The following is a 19,575-nucleotide window of genomic DNA, read 5'->3' as shown; positions in this document are numbered from 1 at the left end:
ACAATTAACTCCTAGCCTAAAGGGGCTGAATCAGCCTTGTTTTTTGGTAACGGTTTCGACGATGTGCGACGGAGCCGTATTGTATTTTTTGAATTCCATAGAGTAGCTTGCGCGACCTTGGGACATGGAACGGACGTCGGTTGCGTAACCGAACATCTCACCCAGCGGAACCTCGGCGCGAATCACTTTGCCGGAAACCGTGTCTTCCATACCCAGGATCATGCCGCGACGACGGTTAAGGTCGCCCATCACGTCACCCATATAGTCTTCAGGCGTAACAACCTCTACCGCCATGATCGGCTCAAGCAACTCACCACCGCCCTTCTGGGCCAGTTGCTTGGTCGCCATGGAAGCAGCCACCTTAAACGCCATCTCGTTGGAGTCGACGTCGTGGTAGGAACCATCAAACACGGTAGCCTTCAGGCCGATCAGCGGATAACCGGCAACAACGCCGTTCTTCATCTGCTCTTCGATACCCTTCTGGATAGCCGGGATGTATTCCTTAGGAACCACACCACCTACCACTTCGTTCACGAATTGCAGACCTTCCTGACCTTCGTCAGCAGGAGCAAAACGGATCCAGCAGTGGCCGAACTGACCACGACCGCCGGATTGACGAACGAACTTACCTTCGATTTCACAGTTCTTCGTGATGCGCTCACGATAGGAAACCTGAGGCTTACCGATGTTGGCTTCGACGTTGAACTCACGGCGCATCCGGTCAACCAGGATGTCCAGGTGCAACTCGCCCATGCCGGAGATGATCGTTTGACCAGTCTCTTCATCAGTTTTGACGCGGAAAGATGGATCTTCCTGAGCAAGCTTGCCCAGAGCGATACCCATTTTTTCCTGGTCGTCCTTGGTCTTAGGCTCTACGGCAACCGAAATAACCGGCTCCGGGAAGTCCATGCGCACCAGGATGATTGGCTTGTCAGCGTTGCACAAAGTCTCACCAGTGGTGACGTCCTTCATGCCGATCAAGGCCGCGATGTCACCAGCGCGTACTTCCTTGATTTCTTCACGGGCGTTTGCGTGCATTTGCACCATACGACCCACGCGCTCTTTCTTGCCTTTAACCGAGTTGATCACGCCGTCGCCGGAGGCCAACACGCCCGAGTAAACTCGAACGAAGGTCAAAGTACCCACGAATGGGTCGGTAGCGATCTTGAACGCCAGAGCCGAGAACGGCTCGCTGTCGTCTGCGTGACGCTCCATTTCCTTGGTCTCGTCATCCGGGTCAGTACCCTTGATGGCAGGAATGTCGGTTGGAGCAGGCAGGTAGTCGATCACGGCGTCGAGAACCAGGGGAACACCCTTGTTCTTGAAGGAAGAACCGCAAACAGCCAAGACGATCTCACCAGCGATAGTACGCTGACGCAGAGCGGCCTTGATTTCCGCGTTGGTGAGTTCTTCACCTTCGAGGTACTTGTTCATCAGCTCTTCGCTGGCTTCGGCCGCAGCCTCAACCATGTTGCCGCGCCACTCGTCAGCCAGTTCCTGCAATTCAGCAGGGATAGGCTTGCGAACTGGAACCATGCCTTTGTCAGCGTCGTTCCAGTAAACAGCTTCCATAGCCAACAGATCGATCTGACCCTGGAAGTTGTCTTCGGAACCGATTGCCAACTGGATTGGCACCGGGGTGTGGCCCAGACGCTGTTTGATCTGACCGATCACGCGCAGGAAGTTCGCACCAGCACGGTCCATCTTGTTTACGTAAACAAGACGTGGAACGCCGTATTTGTTGGCTTGACGCCATACGGTTTCCGACTGAGGCTCAACACCCGAGGTGCCGCAGAACACAACGACCGCGCCGTCGAGAACACGCAGGGAACGTTCAACTTCAATAGTGAAGTCTACGTGGCCCGGGGTGTCGATGACGTTGAAACGGTATTGGTCCTTGTGCTGCTTCTCGGAACCCTGCCAGAAGGCGGTAATGGCAGCAGAAGTAATGGTAATACCACGCTCCTGCTCCTGAACCATCCAGTCTGTGGTCGCGGCGCCGTCATGCACCTCGCCCATTTTGTGACTTTTGCCAGTGTAAAAAAGGACGCGCTCGGTGGTGGTGGTTTTACCAGCATCCACGTGAGCAACGATACCGATGTTACGGTAGCGGTTAATCGGTGTTGTACGAGCCATAAAGCCCTCGCAAAATTAGTGACGCTAAAATTAGAAGCGGTAGTGCGAGAAAGCCTTGTTGGCTTCAGCCATACGGTGCACGTCTTCACGCTTCTTAACTGCAGCACCTTTACCTTCAGCGGCATCCAACAGTTCGCCAGCCAAACGCAGAGCCATAGACTTCTCGCCGCGCTTGCGGGCGAAGTCTACCAACCAGCGCATTGCCAGGGCGTTACGACGGGACGGGCGAACTTCGACCGGAACCTGGTAAGTAGCACCGCCTACACGGCGCGACTTCACTTCGACCAGCGGAGCGATGGCGTCGAGAGCTTTCTCGAAGATTTCCAGGGGATCGCTGTTCTTGCGTTCTTTAACCTTTTCCAGCGCGCCATAAACGATACGCTCGGCAACGGCTTTCTTGCCGCTTTCCATAACGTGGTTCATGAACTTGGCCAGGATTTGGCTTCCGTATTTTGGATCGTCAAGCACTTCGCGCTTGGCTGCTACGCGTCTTCTTGGCATGGATAAGCCCTCAAACGGTCTTCAGGTTCGCTCGGAATCGGTGCCCTTTCGGGACGCCTCCGACCTTACTCTTATCGACTCAGAAAAATAGAAAATCAGTTTTTACAAAAAGCCGCTACTACTTAGGCTTCTTGGTACCGTACTTCGAACGACCCTGGTTACGACCTTTAACGCCGGAAGTATCCAAAGAACCGCGTACGGTGTGGTAACGAACACCTGGCAAGTCTTTTACACGACCGCCGCGGATCAGTACCACGCTGTGCTCTTGCAGGTTGTGGCCTTCACCGCCGATGTACGAGGAAACCTCGAAACCGTTGGTCAGGCGCACACGGCATACTTTACGCAGTGCCGAGTTAGGTTTTTTCGGCGTGGTGGTATACACACGGGTGCATACGCCACGACGTTGCGGGCAGTTCTGCAGCGCAGGCACGTCGGATTTCTCGACGATACGCTTACGCGGCTGACGTACCAGCTGGTTGATAGTTGCCATCTACTAGCTCCACTGTTGTCTTGCGACGCTATTGTCTTGCAAGAAAAGCAAAATGGCAGGAACGAATTCCCGCCAAATTTAGGGGTACAAGAGTCTAAAGAGGATCTTGTCCCCAGTCAAGGCAAGGCCCCGACCTCCCCGCTCATCCAACCTCGACAAATTGTCTCGATTCGATGAACGGAACGACCGGGGCCCCACACTCATTTACCGCAGAACTCAGTTACCGCTCGAGTTCAGTGCTTCGGTCAGTGCAGCTTCCACTTCACTGGCGCTTACGCGCAACGGTTTGTCAGCATCACGGCGGCGCTTACGCTCGCTGTGATAAGCCAGACCAGTACCCGCCGGGATCAAACGACCCACGACTACGTTTTCTTTCAGGCCGCGCAGGTAATCGCGCTTGCCGGTTACCGCCGCTTCGGTCAGTACGCGGGTGGTTTCCTGGAAGGAAGCCGCCGAGATGAACGATTCGGTGGACAACGACGCCTTGGTGATACCCAACAGCACGCGAGTGAACTTGGAAACGAATTTCTCGTCGCCAGCCAGACGCTCGTTCTCTACCAGAACGTGAGTCAATTCCATCTGGTCGCCCTTGATGAAACTGGAATCGCCGGATTCAGCGATTTCAACTTTACGCAGCATCTGACGCAGGATGGTCTCGATGTGCTTGTCGTTGATCTTCACGCCTTGCAGACGATAAACGTCCTGGATCTCGTTCACGATGTACTTGGCCAGCGCACTCACACCCAGCAGACGCAGGATGTCGTGTGGATCGCTCGGGCCGTCGGAGATAACTTCGCCGCGGTTTACCTGTTCGCCTTCGAAGACGTTCAGGTGACGCCACTTCGGAATCAGCTCTTCGTACGGATCGCTACCGTCGTTCGGGGTAATGACCAGACGGCGCTTGCCTTTGGTCTCTTTACCGAACGCGATGGTGCCGCTGACTTCAGCCAGAATCGAGGCTTCTTTCGGACGACGGGCTTCGAACAAGTCGGCAACACGCGGCAGACCACCGGTGATGTCGCGGGTTTTCGAAGTTTCTTGCGGGATACGAGCGATAACATCACCGATCGCAACCTGCACACCATCCGCTACACCGACCAGGGCGTTAGCCGGCAGGAAGTACTGAGCCGGTACGTCTGTACCTGGCAGCAGCAGATCCTTGCCATCGACACCGACCATCTTAACGGCAGGACGAATGTCCTTACCGGCAGCTGGACGGTCTTTGGCGTCGAGTACTTCAATGTTGGTCATACCGGTCAATTCGTCAGTCTGACGCTTGATCGTGATGCCTTCTTCCATGCCCACGTAGGTCACGGTACCTTTCATTTCGGTAACGATTGGGTGAGTGTGCGGATCCCACTTGGCCACGATTGCGCCAGCGTCGACCTTGTCACCTTCTTTAACCGAAATCACAGCACCGTACGGCAGCTTGTAACGCTCGCGCTCACGACCGAAGTCATCAGCGATTGCCAGCTCACCGGAACGGGACACCGCAACCAGGCAACCATCCACTCGTTCAACGTGCTTCAGGTTGTGCAGACGGACAGTACCGCCATTCTTCACCTGAACGCTGTCGGCTGCGGAGGTCCGGCTTGCCGCACCACCGATGTGGAACGTACGCATGGTCAGCTGAGTACCCGGCTCACCGATGGACTGGGCAGCGATAACGCCGACCGCTTCACCGATGTTCACCTGGTGACCACGAGCCAAGTCACGGCCGTAGCACTTGGCGCAAATGCCGTAGCGGGTTTCGCAGCTGATCGGCGAACGCACGATCACTTCGTCGATGCTGTTCAGCTCGATGAACTCGACCCACTTCTCGTCTACCAGCGTGCCGGCAGGAACGATGATTTCTTCAGTACCTGGCTTGAACACGTCACGGGCGATAACTCGACCCAATACGCGCTCGCCCAATGGCTCAACAACGTCACCGCCTTCAATGTGCGGAGTCATTACCAGGCCATGCTCGGTGCCGCAATCGATCTCGGTCACAACCAGATCCTGCGCCACGTCTACCAGACGACGAGTCAGGTAACCGGAGTTCGCAGTTTTCAACGCGGTATCCGCCAAACCTTTACGAGCACCGTGAGTGGAGATGAAGTACTGAAGTACGCTCAAACCTTCACGGAAGTTCGCAGTAATCGGCGTTTCGATGATGGAACCGTCCGGCTTGGCCATCAGGCCACGCATACCGGCGAGCTGACGGATCTGCGCAGCAGAACCCCGTGCGCCCGAGTCGGCCATCATGTACATCGAGTTGAAGGATTCCTGGTCGACTTCGACGCCATGACGGTCGATGACTTTCTCTTTCGAGAGGTTGGCCATCATCGCCTTGGAAACTTCGTCGTTCGCCTTGGACCAAAGGTCGATCACTTTGTTGTACTTCTCGCCCTGGGTTACCAGGCCGGAGGCGTACTGACTTTCGATCTCTTTCACTTCGTCGGTAGCAGCACCGATGATGCGGGCTTTTTCATCCGGGATAACGAAGTCGTTAACACCGATGGAAACGCCGGAAATGGTCGAATAGGCAAAACCGGTGTACATCAACTGGTCGGCGAAGATCACGGTCTCTTTCAAACCAACCACGCGGTAGCACTGGTTGATCAGCTTGGAGATCGCCTTTTTCTTCATCGGCTGGTTGACGACGTCGTACGACAGGCCAGGTGGAACAACCTGGAACAACAGCGCACGGCCAACGGTGGTGTCGACGATACGGGTGTTCTTGACGCTGCCGCCATCACGATCGTTAACGGTTTCGTTGATCCGCACTTTGACTTTGGCGTGCAGTGCGGCTTCGCCGGCACGGAACACACGGTCAACTTCTTGCAGATCCGCGAACACACGACCTTCGCCCTTGGCGTTGATCGCTTCACGAGTCATGTAGTACAGACCCAATACAACGTCCTGCGACGGAACGATGATTGGCTCACCGTTGGCTGGCGACAGAATGTTGTTGGTCGACATCATCAACGCACGCGCTTCCAACTGGGCTTCCAGTGTCAGCGGTACGTGCACGGCCATTTGGTCGCCGTCGAAGTCGGCGTTGTACGCAGCACAGACCAACGGGTGCAGCTGGATAGCCTTACCTTCGATCAGTACCGGCTCAAACGCCTGGATACCCAGACGGTGAAGGGTCGGTGCACGATTGAGAAGAACCGGGTGTTCGCGGATTACTTCAGCGAGAACGTCCCAAACTTCCGGCAGCTCGCGCTCGACCATCTTCTTGGCAGCTTTGATGGTGGTAGCGAGACCACGCATTTCCAGCTTGCCGAAAATGAACGGCTTGAACAGCTCGAGAGCCATCTTCTTCGGCAGACCGCACTGGTGCAGACGCAGGGTCGGACCTACGGTAATTACCGAACGACCGGAGTAGTCAACACGCTTACCGAGCAAGTTCTGACGGAAACGACCTTGCTTACCCTTGATCATGTCAGCCAGGGATTTCAGAGGACGCTTGTTGGAACCGGTGATAGCGCGGCCACGACGACCGTTGTCGAGCAGTGCATCGACGGCTTCCTGCAACATACGCTTTTCGTTGCGCACGATGATGTCCGGAGCGGACAGATCGAGCAGGCGCTTCAAGCGGTTGTTACGGTTGATCACTCGACGATACAGATCGTTGAGGTCGGAAGTCGCGAAGCGACCGCCATCCAGCGGGACCAGTGGACGCAAATCTGGCGGCAGAACCGGCAGAACGGTCAGCACCATCCATTCTGGAAGGTTGCCGGAACCCTGGAAGGCTTCCATCAACTTCAGACGCTTGGACAGCTTCTTGATTTTGGTTTCGGAGTTGGTTTGCGGAATTTCTTCACGCAGACGGCCAATCTCGTGTTCCAGGTCGATAGCGTGCAGCAGTTCACGAACAGCTTCGGCACCCATGCGGGCATCGAAATCGTCGCCGAACTCTTCCAGCGCTTCGAAGTACTGCTCGTCGTTCAGCAGCTGACCTTTTTCAAGGGTGGTCATGCCCGGGTCGATAACGACGTAGCTCTCGAAGTAGAGAACGCGTTCGATATCACGCAGGGTCATGTCCATCAGCAAACCGATACGCGACGGCAGCGATTTCAGGAACCAGATGTGGGCAACCGGCGAAGCCAGTTCGATGTGCGCCATGCGCTCACGACGAACTTTAGCCAGCGCGACTTCAACGCCGCACTTCTCGCAGATCACGCCGCGATGCTTCAAGCGCTTGTACTTACCGCACAGGCACTCGTAATCCTTTACCGGGCCAAAGATCTTGGCGCAGAACAGGCCGTCACGCTCTGGTTTGAACGTACGGTAGTTGATGGTTTCCGGCTTTTTAACTTCACCGAACGACCACGAACGGATCATCTCAGGCGATGCCAATCCAATACGGATGGCGTCGAACTCTTCGACTTGACCCTGGTTTTTCAGCAAATTCAGTAGGTCTTTCAAGGCCTTTCCTCCTGGCGGAGCAGAGAGCGGGCAATCCTGCCCCGCTCTCGATTCGCGTCACGTGTTATTCGGTTTCCAGATCGATATCGATGCCGAGGGAACGAATTTCCTTGATCAACACGTTGAAAGACTCGGGCATGCCCGGCTCCATACGGTGATCGCCATCCACGATGTTTTTGTACATCTTGGTACGGCCGTTCACATCGTCCGACTTCACTGTGAGCATTTCTTGCAGAGTGTAAGCGGCACCGTATGCTTCCAGTGCCCAGACCTCCATCTCCCCGAAACGCTGACCACCGAACTGTGCCTTACCACCCAGCGGCTGCTGGGTAACCAGGCTGTACGAACCGGTAGAACGAGCGTGCATCTTGTCGTCTACCAAGTGGTTCAGCTTCAGCATGTACATGTAGCCAACAGTAACCGGGCGCTCGAACTTGTTGCCGGTACGGCCGTCGGTCAGCTGCATCTGGCCGCTTTCTGGCAGGTCTGCCAGCTTCAGCATGGCCTTGATTTCGCTTTCCTTGGCGCCGTCGAACACTGGAGTGGCCATTGGAACGCCGCCACGCAGGTTCTTCGCCAGATCCAGGATTTCCTGGTCGGAGAAGCTATCCAGATCTTCGTTACGACCGCCGATCTGGTTGTAGATCTCGTCGAGGAATTTACGAAGCTCAGCGACTTTGCGCTGTTCTTCGATCATCCGGTTGATCTTCTCGCCCAGACCTTTAGCCGCGAGGCCGAGGTGGGTTTCAAGGATCTGACCAACGTTCATACGCGAAGGTACGCCCAACGGGTTGAGGACGACGTCGACCGGGGTGCCATTGGCATCGTGCGGCATGTCTTCAACCGGCATGATCACGGAGACCACACCTTTGTTACCGTGACGACCGGCCATCTTGTCGCCCGGCTGGATGCGGCGACGGATTGCCAGGTAAACCTTGACGATTTTCAGCACGCCTGGAGCCAGGTCATCGCCCTGCTGCAGTTTGCGCTTCTTGTCTTCGAACTTGTCGTCCAGCAGACGGCGACGATCAACGATGTAGGCCTGGGCCTTCTCGAGCTGCTCGTTCAGAGCATCTTCAGTCATGCGCAGTTTGAACCACTGACCATGCTCAAGACCGTCGAGTACTTCGTCGGTGATGTCCTGACCTTTCTTCAGGCCGGCGCCGCCTTCGGCTTTGTGGCCGACCAGAGCGGAACGCAGACGTTCGAAAGTTGCGCCTTCAACGATACGGAACTCTTCGTTCAGGTCCTTGCGGATCTCGTCGAGTTGAGTCTTCTCGATCGACAGTGCACGAGCATCACGCTCAACGCCGTCGCGGGTGAAGACCTGTACGTCGATGACGGTCCCCTTGGTGCCGGTAGGCACACGCAGGGAGGTGTCTTTAACGTCGCTGGCTTTTTCACCGAAGATGGCACGCAACAGCTTCTCTTCCGGAGTCAGTTGGGTCTCGCCTTTCGGAGTGACCTTACCAACCAGGATGTCGCCTGCGCCAACTTCAGCACCTACGTAAACGATACCGGCTTCGTCCAGCTTGTTCAGTGCAGCTTCACCCACGTTCGGGATGTCTGCAGTGATTTCCTCTGGCCCAAGCTTGGTATCACGAGCCACACAGGTCAGTTCCTGGATGTGGATCGTGGTGAAGCGGTCTTCTTGAACAACTCGTTCCGACAGGCAGATGGAGTCTTCGAAGTTGTAACCGTTCCAGGCCATGAACGCGATGCGCATGTTCTGACCCAACGCCAGTTCACCCATATCGGTGGACGGGCCGTCAGCCATGATGTCGCTACGCTGAACCCGATCACCTTTACGCACCAGCGGACGCTGGTTGATGCAGGTGTTCTGGTTGGAGCGGGTGTATTTGGTCAGGTTGTAGATGTCGACACCAGCTTCACCGGTTTCAACTTCATCATCAGCAACACGAACCACGATACGGCTGGCATCAACGGAGTCGATCACGCCGCCACGACGAGCCACGACGCAAACGCCGGAGTCACGGGCTACGTTACGCTCCATGCCAGTACCGACCAGCGGCTTGTCAGCGCGCAGGGTTGGTACAGCTTGACGCTGCATGTTCGAACCCATCAACGCACGGTTGGCGTCATCGTGCTCGAGGAACGGGATCAGCGACGCTGCAACCGAAACTACCTGCTTCGGCGAAACGTCCATCAAGGTGACGTCTTCCGGCGCCTTGACGGTGAACTCGTTCAAGTGACGAACAGCTACCAGCTCGTCGATCAGCATTTTCTTGTCGTTCATCGTGGCCGAAGCCTGAGCGATCACGTGATCAGCTTCTTCGATGGCGGACAGGAACACGATCTCGTCGGTGACCAGAGCGTCTTTCACCACACGGTACGGGCTCTCGAGGAAGCCGTACTGGTTGGTGCGCGCATAGGCAGCCAGGGAGTTGATCAGACCGATGTTCGGACCTTCCGGCGTTTCAATCGGGCATACACGACCATAGTGAGTCGGGTGTACGTCACGAACTTCAAAGCCAGCACGCTCACGAGTCAAACCGCCCGGGCCGAGCGCAGACACACGACGCTTGTGGGTGATCTCGGACAGCGGGTTGTTCTGGTCCATGAACTGGGAAAGCTGGCTGGAACCGAAGAACTCTTTCACCGCCGCAGCCACTGGCTTGGCGTTGATCAGGTCTTGCGGCATCAGGCCTTCGCTTTCTGCCATCGACAGACGCTCTTTGACCGCACGCTCAACACGTACCAGGCCAACGCGGAACTGGTTTTCGGCCATTTCGCCTACGCAGCGAACACGACGGTTACCCAGGTGGTCGATGTCATCGACGATGCCTTTACCGTTACGGATGTCGACCAGAGTCTTCAGAACCGCGACGATGTCTTCTTTGCACAACACGCCCGAACCTTCGATCTCGGTACGACCGATACGACGGTTGAACTTCATCCGGCCGACCGCAGACAGGTCATAGCGCTCAGGGCTGAAGAACAGGTTGTTGAACAGAGTCTCGGCAGCGTCTTTGGTTGGCGGCTCGCCTGGACGCATCATGCGATAGATCTCGACCAGCGCTTCCAATTGGTTGCTGGTGGAGTCGATCTTCAGCGTGTCGGAGACGAACGGACCGCAGTCGATATCGTTGGTGTACAGAGTTTCGATGCGAACAACCTGGGCCTTGGCGATTTTTGCCAGGATCTCGGTGTTCAGCTCGGTGTTGCACTCTGCCAGGATTTCGCCGGTTGCCGGGTGCACGATGACCTTGGCTGTAGTGCGACCCAGGACGTAGTCCAGAGGCACTTGCAGCTCTTTGATCCCTGCTTTTTCCAGCTGGTTGATGTGGCGAGCAGTGATACGACGACCTTGCTCGACAATAACCTTGCCTTTGTCATCCAGGATATCCAGGACAGCAATTTCACCGCGCAGGCGATGAGGCACCAGTTCCAGGCTGAGGTTTTCACCTTGCACGTGGAAGACGTTGGTGGTGTAGAACGCGTCCAGCACTTCTTCAGTGGTATAGCCGAGCGCGCGCAGCAATACCGATGCAGGCAGCTTGCGACGACGGTCGATACGCACGAATACGCAGTCTTTCGGATCGAACTCGAAGTCCAACCACGAACCGCGGTAAGGAATGATGCGCGCGGAGTACAGCAGTTTACCGGAGCTGTGCGTCTTGCCACGGTCGTGGTCGAAGAACACGCCCGGGGAACGGTGCAGCTGGGAAACGATTACACGCTCGGTACCGTTGATTACGAAAGTACCGTTCTCAGTCATCAGGGGGATTTCACCCATGTAGACTTCTTGCTCTTTGATGTCCTTGATCGCTTTGTTCGACGATTCTTTGTCGAAAATGATCAGGCGCACTTTTACCCGCAAAGGTACGGCATAAGTTACACCGCGCAATACGCATTCTTTGACATCAAATGCCGGTTCGCCCAGGCGATAACCGACGTACTCCAGCGCAGCATTGCCGGAGTAGCTGATGATCGGGAAAACGGATTTGAAGGCCGCATGCAGGCCCACGTCGCGGAACTGATCTTTAGTCGCTCCCGCTTGCAAGAATTCACGATACGAATCCAGCTGGATGGCCAGGAGGTACGGCACATCCATGACGTCCGGCAACTTGCTAAAGTCCTTGCGGATACGTTTTTTCTCAGTATATGAGTAAGCCATCAGCGTTCCCCAGCTTGGTCACCTGCTTGTTTGGCCCCTCCCGACGGGAGCAGCCAGAAAATCGTGCAAACCCCATGGTTTGCTCCACCGCATCGGGTGGTTACAGCTCGTTACCAGCACCGACCCAGTCGGCTGCCAATAACGGAAAAAGGCCGGTGGCAAGAGCCACCAGCCATCAGCCTTTCGCTTAACGCTCGGGCTGGAGGTGCAAAGTCGATGCTTACTTCAGCTCGACTTTAGCGCCTGCTTCTTCCAGAGTGGCTTTTGCTTTGTCAGCTGCGTCTTTCGATACAGCTTCCAGAACGATGCCAGGAGCGCCGTCAACTACTGCCTTGGCTTCTTTCAGGCCCAGACCGGTCAGTTCACGTACTGCCTTGATCACGTTAACTTTCTTCTCGCCAGCTTCGGTCAGCATGACGTTGAATTCGGTTTGCTCTTCAACAACGGCGGCAGCAGCAGCTGGACCAGCGGAAGCAGCGGCAGCGGAAACGCCGAATTTTTCTTCGAAAGCTTTGATCAGCTCAACAACCTGCAGAACCGACATTTCAGCTACGGCGTTGAGGATATCTTCTTGGGAGATAGACATTACTGTATTTCCTGAATTGGGGGACGGCCTACGCGGCCATCGAAATAAACAAAAATACGCGAAAGGAGATGCTCAGCCTTAGGCTGCAGCAGCTTCTTTTTGCTCGCGAACTGCAGCCAGAGTACGAGCCAACTTGCTGGTAGCGCCTTGAATCACGCTCATCAGCTGAGAAATAGCTTCGTTACGGGTCGGCAGTGTTGCCAGTACGTCGATTTGGTTAGCTGCGAGGAACTTGCCCTCGAACGCAGCTGCCTTGATCTCGAACTTATCCTGACTCTTGGCGAATTCTTTGAACAAACGGGCAGCAGCGCCTGGATGATCTTTGGAGAACGCGATCAGAGTCGGGCCGGTGAACACGTCGTTGAGGACACTGTATTCAGTGTCAGCAACAGCGCGCTTGAGCAGGGTGTTACGTACAACACGTACGTATACGCCAGCTTCACGAGCCTCTTTACGGAGTCCGGTCATTGCGCCTACTGTCACACCGCGGGCATCAGCCACAACAGCGGACAGGGCAACTTTGGCAGCCTCGTTGACTTCAGCGACGATGGCCTTCTTGTCTTCGAGATTAATTGCCACGGGTTTAACTCCTGCTTGTTACCGTTTCATCTGGCCGAAGCCGGATGTCGTTTTGGTGTCTGATTCGGTAAGGAACCGGGAGCACCATCTGCGTAGGCTTGAGGTTTAAGACTTGCGTCGCCTACGGTCTTGGATAGCCCCCGCCAGGCAGGGACCCCAATTTTTCAATTGGCGCAATCGCTTGCGCCAACCTGTGTCTTACGCGTCGAGCGAGCCTTGGTCGATGACCAGGCCTGGACCCATGGTGGTGCTCAGGGTAACGCGCTTGACGTAAATACCTTTCGAGGAAGCTGGCTTGATACGCTTCAGATCAGCGATCAGGGCTTCAACGTTTTCCTTCAGCTTGACGGCATCGAAGCCGACTTTGCCAACGGAGGTGTGGATGATGCCGTTTTTGTCGGTGCGATAACGAACCTGACCAGCCTTGGCGTTTTTAACCGCGGTAGCTACGTCTGGAGTTACGGTGCCGACTTTAGGGTTAGGCATCAGGCCACGTGGGCCCAGGATCTGACCCAACTGACCAACAACGCGCATTGCATCCGGGGATGCGATAACTACGTCATAGTTCAGGTCGCCGCCTTTCATTTCGGCAGCCAGATCGTCCATACCTACACGGTCAGCGCCGGCAGCCAGAGCGGCCTCAGCAGCTGGACCCTGGGTGAAAACAGCAACGCGAACAGTCTTGCCAGTGCCGTGTGGCAGCACAGTAGCGCTACGAACGACCTGGTCGGATTTACGCGGGTCAACGCCCAGGTTTACAGCAACGTCGAACGACTCGCTGAACTTGACGGTCGACAGCTCAGCCAGCAGAGCAGCAGCATCTACAAAGTTGTAGGACTTGCCTGCTTCGATTTTGCCGGCGATAGCCTTTTGACGCTTGGTCAACTTAGCCATTACACACCCTCCACGTTAAGGCCCATGCTACGAGCAGAACCGGCGATAGTACGCACGGCTGCTTCCATATCAGCTGCAGTCAGATCCGCGTTTTTGGTTTTCGCGATTTCTTCCAGCTGAGCACGGGTCACGGTGCCAACCTTAACGGTGTTCGGACGAGCGGAACCGCTAGTCAGACCAGCAGCTTTCTTCAGCAGAACCGAAGCAGGTGTGGATTTGGTTTCGAAAGTGAAGCTACGGTCGCTGTAGACAGTGATGATCACTGGAGTCGGCAGACCTGCTTCAAGACCCTGAGTACGGGCGTTGAAAGCCTTGCAGAATTCCATGATGTTCACGCCGTGCTGACCCAGAGCAGGACCAACAGGTGGGCTTGGGTTAGCCTGAGCGGCCTTCACTTGCAGCTTGATGTAAGCGGTAATCTTCTTGGCCATGAGGCACTCCAATTACGGGTTCGAACGCCTCGAAAGGCTCCCCGGTTACTTGCGCGTTTATCCCAGTGACGACAAAACCCCACAGCCTAGGGCTGCGGGGTTGGGATGCTTGCCCAGCTAGACCTTTTCGACCTGGCTGAACTCTAGCTCTACCGGAGTAGAGCGACCGAAAATGAGCACCGCCACTTGGATCCGGCTCTTTTCGTAGTTAACTTCTTCAACCGTGCCGGTAAAATCAGCAAACGGCCCGTCGTTGACTCGCACCGACTCGCCTGGCTCGAAGAGTGTCTTCGGCTTCGGCTTGTCGCTACCGTCAGCAACGCGACGCAGAATCGCTTCCGCCTCTTTATCTGTGATCGGTGCAGGCTTGTCGGCAGTACCGCCGATAAAACCCATCACCCGAGGAGTATCCTTGACCAAGTGCCAAGTACCCTCATTCATGTCCATCTGAACCAGCACGTAACCTGGGAAGAACTTGCGTTCGCTTTTGCGTTTCTGGCCATTACGCATTTCAACCACTTCTTCAGTGGGAACCAGAATTTCGCCGAAGCCATCTTCCATGCCAGCCAGCTTTACGCGCTCTACCAACGAGCGCATGACATGCTTCTCGTAACCGGAGTAAGCATGCACAACGTACCAACGCTTAGCCACGGGACACCCTTAGCCGACAATCAAGGAAACAAGCCAGCCGAGCAGGGAATCAAGCCCCCACAACAGCAACGCCATAACCAGAACAACAGCCACAACAATCAACGTGGTCTGCGTGGTTTCTTGGCGAGTTGGCCATACGACTTTACGAATCTCGGTGCGAGCTTCCTTAACCAGTACAAAGAAAGACTTGCCCTTGACTGTCTGCAGGCCTACAAAGGCAGCTACAGCAGCAATGGCGAGCAAAGCTAGTACGCGGTACAGGATCGGCGAAGCAGAGTAATACTGATTGCCAACAACGCCAACAACCACCAAAGCGACTACTACTAGCCACTTGAGCAGATCGAAGCGAGAGCCTTGAGCTTCAGCTTTAGGAGTCATCTATGAAGATCCTGTGAAAAGAAAGCCAGACACACCAAGTGAATCTGGCAGGTCAGGAGGGAATCGAACCCCCAACCTACGGTTTTGGAGACCGTCGCTCTGCCAATTGAGCTACTGACCTAAAACAAAATCAGGCCGACCATTATGCCGGCCTGAAAAAGACATTACAACAACTTACTCGATGACTTTAGCTACGACACCAGCGCCGACGGTACGACCGCCTTCACGGATAGCGAAGCGAAGACCATCTTCCATCGCGATGGTTTTGATCAGGGTAACGGTCATCTGAACGTTATCACCCGGCATCACCATTTCAACGCCTTCTGGCAATTCGCAGTTACCGGTCACATCCGTAGTACGGAAATAGAACTGTGGACGGTAGCCCTTGAAGAACGGCGTATGACGACCACCTTCTTCCTTGCTCAGAACGTAAACCTCTGCAGTGAACTTGGTGTGCGGCTTGACAGTGCCTGGCTTGACCAAAACCTGGCCACGCTCAACATCATCACGCTTAGTACCGCGCAGCAGCACCCCACAGTTCTCGCCAGCACGACCTTCGTCGAGCAGCTTGCGGAACATCTCAACACCAGTGCAAGTAGTTTTGACAGTGTCACGAAGACCAACAATCTCAACTTCTTCCTGAATGCGAACAATGCCACGCTCAACACGACCAGTCACGACAGTACCGCGACCGGAGATCGAGAACACATCCTCGATCGGCATCAAAAACGGCTTATCAATAGCGCGCTCAGGCTGCGGAATGTAGCTATCCAGAGTCTCGACCAACTTCTTGACGGCAGTTGTACCCATCTCGTTGTCGTCTTGACCGTTCAACGCCATCAGCGCCGAACCAATGATGATCGGAGTGTCATCACCTGGGAAATCGTAAGTGCTCAGCAGATCACGCACTTCCATCTCAACCAGCTCCAGCAGCTCAGCATCATCAACCATGTCCGCCTTATTCAGGAAGACAACGATGTACGGAACGCCAACCTGGCGAGAGAGCAAGATGTGCTCACGGGTTTGCGGCATCGGACCATCAGCGGCCGAGCAAACCAGAATCGCGCCATCCATCTGAGCAGCACCGGTAATCATGTTTTTTACGTAGTCAGCGTGACCTGGGCAGTCAACGTGTGCGTAGTGACGCACGGCCGAATCGTATTCAACGTGAGCGGTGTTGATGGTGATACCACGAGCTTTTTCTTCTGGGGCGCTATCGATCTTGTCGAAGTCGACCTTTGCCGAACCGAACACTTCGGAGCAGACGCGGGTCAAGGCTGCGGTCAAAGTAGTCTTGCCATGGTCTACGTGACCAATGGTGCCTACGTTGACGTGCGGCTTATTACGTTCGAACTTTTCCTTAGCCATCGAAATAACTCCCAGCAGAAGAATTGAGCAAGTAACATCGGCCATTAAAACAAAGGCAGATATTTTCATATCTGCCTTGTTATATGGAGCTCTTGAGCGGATTTGAACCGCTGACCTCACCCTTACCAAGGGTGTGCTCTACCAACTGAGCTACAAGAGCGCAACACTTCGCAGGACCTGCAAACTTGGAGCGGGTAGCGGGAATCGAACCCGCATCATCAGCTTGGAAGGCTGAGGTTCTACCACTAAACTATACCCGCGGAGCTTGCAGCTCTCGCTAAAAATGGTGGAGGGGGAAGGATTCGAACCTTCGAAGTCGTAGACGTCAGATTTACAGTCTGATCCCTTTGGCCGCTCGGGAACCCCTCCTAAGCGAGCCGGCATTCTATATCATGCCAGCCTTCTGTCAAGCATTTTCTCATAAAAAACCTGAGGTTAGCTGCGTTGACATCGCACCGCACTGTTTACCGTTAAAGGTCTTCACTGCGAAGCGGGCGCCATTCTATGCAAACTATTCGGCGGGTGCAACCCCCTCGCACGGCATTATTTTATGTTTTAACTCATTGAATTCTTTAGAAAGGTTCTGCAGCTTTGAATCATCCAGCAAACGCCGGCTTTCGGGCGCCACGCGGAGCCAAAAACCGCCAGATTCAGGAGTGTCCTTAGGCAACGGTTGAACCTTGATATCCATACCACTCAATCGGCGCTCGATTGCCTGCGCAGTTTCCTGCCGCGCAATACCTCCCACATAGAGACAATCAGTGTCCGCCTGAAGAGACTTACCCTTATCACGAGCTACGTCAGCCGCCTCACTCAACAGCCGAATATCCTGCTGGGACCCACGATACAAACTCAGAGGCGTCACATCCTTCGCACGAAGCGGCGCCTCTTGTTGATGCCATACGTAATAAAACACATTGAGAACGAGCAACAGCAGAAACAACCAACGCATAAGAACCTCAGGGCAAAGGACACGCCATAGCCAAACCTACAAACACCAGGTCAGGAACCACTCGAGCCTCAGGCACGACCCCGGAGACCAGATCGGCATCTCCACCAGTGAGGAATACGGTGAAGTCCTCCCCCCAATAGCTGCGCGCCAACTCGAGTTGAGTAAGGACAAAGCCGCGCAGCATCAACGAGCATCCTCTCTCAACCGCTTCGACGGTTGTCCGGCCAGGCACAAGACTTTCCAGAGCGCGCTCAGCCGCAAGATCGCCATAACGGATGCGGCGAGTATGGGTACGTAGCTGGTTGCGCATCAAAGGCATCCCCGGACAAATGAATCCGCCAAGATGCGTTCCATCGCCAGCTATAAAGTCTGCAGTGACCGCCGTGCCGAAATCCAACACAAGACATGCGCCGGAGGCGAGATGAAACCCACCTAACATCGCCAGCCAACGATCAAGACCAAGCCTTTCGAAATCGTCATAGCCGTTGCGAACCCCGGACATTTCACGAGCCGGCGCCGCGCACGTCACCGACACGCCAAAAGCCGCCGTCAAAAGGGAGATCAGGGCAGCGGTTTCCTCTCCCGTTCTGACACTGACTAATCGACAGTGCTTCAGCTCCAATCTACCGAGCTGCTTCAGCCCATCCAACAACGCGAGGTCCGAATCAACAACCCCCTCTGCCACCACGAGCCTGATGTCCGCACCAAGCACCCGCCACTTGATAAAGCTGTTACCGCAGTCGAGCTCAAGAATCATCACGCAACCTCAAACTGAGCTCACCACCACTAAAGATTTTTTCCACACCATCCACCTTCAAGCGTAAGGCACCCTGGCTATCGATACCCATTACGACACCATCTATCTGATTGACACCCGCAATCAATGAGACAGCCCGCCCTTGCCACAGATGGTTTTGCTCCCATTCGGCATGGATAGCTGAAAACCCATCGCGCTGATGACGACCCAGGTAAGCCTGAAGCATCAAGTTCAACTCCACTACCAGGAGATTGCGATCAAACACCTTACCGGACTCGAGCCGCATCGATGTCCACTGCTGATCCACCTCGTCGGCCGCTTGCATGTTCACATTGACTCCAACGCCTATGACTACATGACAGACGTCCGCGGGATCACCAACCAGTTCAAGCAGGATGCCAGCGATCTTTTTTTGACCAGCCAGAAGGTCGTTAGGCCATTTTAACCCTACACCCGCAACACCCTGCTTACGCAAGGCATGCATGACAGCAAGCCCGACAACCAGGCTCAAACCTTCCAACTGACGCATCCCACCTTCAATGCGCAACACAAGGCTGTAGTAGAGGTTTTCCGCAAATGGGCTAACCCATTTACGACCTCGCCTTCCCCGACCGGCAGTCTGTCGCTCCGCGAGCACCAGGAACGGCGCAGCCTGGCCTTGCTCGATAGCGCGCAAGGCTTCTGCGTTAGTGGAATCAATAGAATCAAAGACCTGGACAGGCCAACCGCAAATAGACGACTTATCATCTATTTCTGCAGGATCAAGCAGCGTCAATGGCGCGGCCAATTGATAGCCACGACCACGCACCTTATGAATTGATAGCCCCAACTCAGCCTCTAGATGCTGTAGTTGCTTCCATACCGCGCTACGACTGATCCCCAAGGCAACACCCAGAGCTTGACCTGAATGGAATCGGCCATCCTTTAGAAGCTTTAACAACGTCAGCATGCAAGTCTCGCCTCACAATGAGGCCCGAATAATAGCCATGCGTCGAGCCGTTGCATAGAAACCCTGTCGGTCGGATTTTTCTTCGGGCAAAACAAAACCCCTACCTGCATACGCAGATAGGGGTTTCGGAATTTAATCTTGACGATGACCTACTCTCACATGGGGAAACCCCACACTACCATCGGCGATGCATCGTTTCACTGCTGAGTTCGGGATGGGATCAGGTGGTTCCAATGCTCTATGGTCGTCAAGAAATTCGGTAGCCGGCTCGTTTTCCTTACGGATCACGCTCCAGCGAATGGGTATGTGACAGCTTTGTGTGTTTTTTTGCTGCGAACTTTCGGTTCAT

At 54.9% G+C, this 19,575-nt stretch carries 15 protein-coding genes, 4 tRNA genes and 1 rRNA gene; all 20 read right to left on the bottom strand.

Translation table 11 applies throughout. The features are described 5' to 3' along the window. Nucleotides 1-30: 30 nt before the first annotated feature. Nucleotides 31-2,136 carry an elongation factor G gene (gene fusA, locus BK665_RS07795; protein ID WP_064680057.1) on the bottom strand — a complete coding sequence of 702 codons (2,106 nt, stop codon included), beginning with the start codon at nt 2,134-2,136 and terminating at the stop codon, nt 31-33. Nucleotides 2,137-2,166: 30 nt separating this feature from the next. Then, on the bottom strand, nt 2,167-2,637 hold the full coding sequence (gene rpsG, locus BK665_RS07790; protein WP_002555493.1) for a 30S ribosomal protein S7: 471 nt from the start codon (nt 2,635-2,637) through the stop codon (nt 2,167-2,169). Nucleotides 2,638-2,755: 118 nt separating this feature from the next. Next, nucleotides 2,756-3,127, bottom strand: coding sequence for a 30S ribosomal protein S12 (rpsL, locus tag BK665_RS07785; protein ID WP_002555494.1), 372 nt, complete (start codon nt 3,125-3,127; stop codon nt 2,756-2,758). 216 nt (nt 3,128-3,343) lie between these two features. After that, nucleotides 3,344-7,543: a DNA-directed RNA polymerase subunit beta' gene (gene rpoC, locus BK665_RS07780; RefSeq protein ID WP_123404365.1), complete on the bottom strand. Its 4,200-nt coding sequence runs from the start codon at nt 7,541-7,543 to the stop codon at nt 3,344-3,346. Between the two features lie 64 nt (nt 7,544-7,607). Beyond that, nucleotides 7,608-11,681 (bottom strand): DNA-directed RNA polymerase subunit beta, encoded by a 4,074-nt coding sequence (gene rpoB, locus BK665_RS07775; protein ID WP_123404363.1) that lies wholly within the window; start codon nt 11,679-11,681, stop codon nt 7,608-7,610. A gap of 220 nt (nt 11,682-11,901) precedes the next feature. After that, entirely contained in the window at nt 11,902-12,267 is a 366-nt protein-coding gene (gene rplL, locus BK665_RS07770) for a 50S ribosomal protein L7/L12 (protein WP_123404361.1), read from the bottom strand. A gap of 78 nt (nt 12,268-12,345) precedes the next feature. Continuing rightward, complete coding sequence (gene rplJ / locus BK665_RS07765) at nt 12,346-12,846, bottom strand: 50S ribosomal protein L10 (RefSeq protein ID WP_025215759.1); 501 nt, start codon at nt 12,844-12,846, stop codon at nt 12,346-12,348. Nucleotides 12,847-13,044: 198 nt separating this feature from the next. After that, a complete protein-coding gene (gene rplA, locus BK665_RS07760; protein ID WP_007896626.1) occupies nt 13,045-13,740 on the bottom strand; it encodes a 50S ribosomal protein L1 in 696 nt (231 codons plus the stop codon). After that, nucleotides 13,740-14,171: a 50S ribosomal protein L11 gene (rplK, locus tag BK665_RS07755; RefSeq protein WP_095147410.1), complete on the bottom strand. Its 432-nt coding sequence runs from the start codon at nt 14,169-14,171 to the stop codon at nt 13,740-13,742. Before rplK ends, rplA begins: the two co-directional genes overlap by 1 nt. Before the next feature lie 117 nt (nt 14,172-14,288). Further along, complete coding sequence (gene nusG / locus BK665_RS07750) at nt 14,289-14,822, bottom strand: transcription termination/antitermination protein NusG (protein WP_007896622.1); 534 nt, start codon at nt 14,820-14,822, stop codon at nt 14,289-14,291. 9 nt (nt 14,823-14,831) lie between these two features. After that, a complete protein-coding gene (gene secE / locus BK665_RS07745) occupies nt 14,832-15,200 on the bottom strand; it encodes a preprotein translocase subunit SecE (RefSeq protein WP_008145488.1) in 369 nt (122 codons plus the stop codon). 45 nt (nt 15,201-15,245) lie between these two features. Further along, nucleotides 15,246-15,321 (bottom strand) — tRNA-Trp (locus BK665_RS07740). A 53-nt stretch (nt 15,322-15,374) separates the two neighbouring features. Next, nucleotides 15,375-16,568: an elongation factor Tu gene (gene tuf, locus BK665_RS07735; RefSeq protein WP_007896619.1), complete on the bottom strand. Its 1,194-nt coding sequence runs from the start codon at nt 16,566-16,568 to the stop codon at nt 15,375-15,377. Nucleotides 16,569-16,652: 84 nt separating this feature from the next. After that, a tRNA-Thr gene (locus tag BK665_RS07730) sits at nt 16,653-16,728 on the bottom strand. 26 nt (nt 16,729-16,754) lie between these two features. After that, nucleotides 16,755-16,828 (bottom strand) — tRNA-Gly (locus BK665_RS07725). 24 nt (nt 16,829-16,852) lie between these two features. Beyond that, nucleotides 16,853-16,937: transfer RNA gene (locus BK665_RS07720), tRNA-Tyr, on the bottom strand. 142 nt (nt 16,938-17,079) lie between these two features. After that, the gene (locus tag BK665_RS07715; RefSeq protein ID WP_123404359.1) at nt 17,080-17,520 is read right to left on the bottom strand and encodes a hypothetical protein; all 441 of its coding nucleotides are present in this window, start codon (nt 17,518-17,520) and stop codon (nt 17,080-17,082) included. Nucleotides 17,521-17,527: 7 nt separating this feature from the next. Beyond that, a complete protein-coding gene (locus BK665_RS07710; RefSeq protein ID WP_123404357.1) occupies nt 17,528-18,277 on the bottom strand; it encodes a pantothenate kinase in 750 nt (249 codons plus the stop codon). Next, nucleotides 18,267-19,226, bottom strand: a complete 960-nt coding sequence (gene birA, locus BK665_RS07705) for a bifunctional biotin--[acetyl-CoA-carboxylase] ligase/biotin operon repressor BirA (protein WP_123404355.1) — start codon at nt 19,224-19,226, stop codon at nt 18,267-18,269. Before birA ends, BK665_RS07710 begins: the two co-directional genes overlap by 11 nt. A gap of 136 nt (nt 19,227-19,362) precedes the next feature. Beyond that, nucleotides 19,363-19,478 (bottom strand): 5S ribosomal RNA (gene rrf, locus BK665_RS07700). Nucleotides 19,479-19,575: the final 97 nt, after the last annotated feature.

Source organism: Pseudomonas frederiksbergensis (assembly GCF_003732665.1).
GTDB classification, from domain to species: domain Bacteria; phylum Pseudomonadota; class Gammaproteobacteria; order Pseudomonadales; family Pseudomonadaceae; genus Aquipseudomonas; species Aquipseudomonas frederiksbergensis_G.
Note: the sequence above shows the minus strand (reverse complement) of the source record. Positions and strands in the feature narration are given on the sequence as shown.

What these genes read in the sequence shown, in the direction of transcription:
- fusA (WP_064680057.1), bottom strand. Translation starts at nt 2,136, where the DNA reads ATGGCTCGTACAACACCGATTAACCGCTACCGTAACATCGGTATCGTT.
- rpsG (WP_002555493.1), bottom strand. Translation starts at nt 2,637, where the DNA reads ATGCCAAGAAGACGCGTAGCAGCCAAGCGCGAAGTGCTTGACGATCCA.
- rpsL (WP_002555494.1), bottom strand. Translation starts at nt 3,127, where the DNA reads ATGGCAACTATCAACCAGCTGGTACGTCAGCCGCGTAAGCGTATCGTC.
- rpoB (WP_123404363.1), bottom strand. Translation starts at nt 11,681, where the DNA reads ATGGCTTACTCATATACTGAGAAAAAACGTATCCGCAAGGACTTTAGC.
- rplL (WP_123404361.1), bottom strand. Translation starts at nt 12,267, where the DNA reads ATGTCTATCTCCCAAGAAGATATCCTCAACGCCGTAGCTGAAATGTCG.
- rplA (WP_007896626.1), bottom strand. Translation starts at nt 13,740, where the DNA reads ATGGCTAAGTTGACCAAGCGTCAAAAGGCTATCGCCGGCAAAATCGAA.
- rplK (WP_095147410.1), bottom strand. Translation starts at nt 14,171, where the DNA reads ATGGCCAAGAAGATTACCGCTTACATCAAGCTGCAAGTGAAGGCCGCT.
- secE (WP_008145488.1), bottom strand. Translation starts at nt 15,200, where the DNA reads ATGACTCCTAAAGCTGAAGCTCAAGGCTCTCGCTTCGATCTGCTCAAG.
- tuf (WP_007896619.1), bottom strand. Translation starts at nt 16,568, where the DNA reads ATGGCTAAGGAAAAGTTCGAACGTAATAAGCCGCACGTCAACGTAGGC.
- BK665_RS07715 (WP_123404359.1), bottom strand. Translation starts at nt 17,520, where the DNA reads ATGCGTTGGTTGTTTCTGCTGTTGCTCGTTCTCAATGTGTTTTATTAC.
- BK665_RS07710 (WP_123404357.1), bottom strand. Translation starts at nt 18,277, where the DNA reads ATGATTCTTGAGCTCGACTGCGGTAACAGCTTTATCAAGTGGCGGGTG.
- birA (WP_123404355.1), bottom strand. Translation starts at nt 19,226, where the DNA reads ATGCTGACGTTGTTAAAGCTTCTAAAGGATGGCCGATTCCATTCAGGT.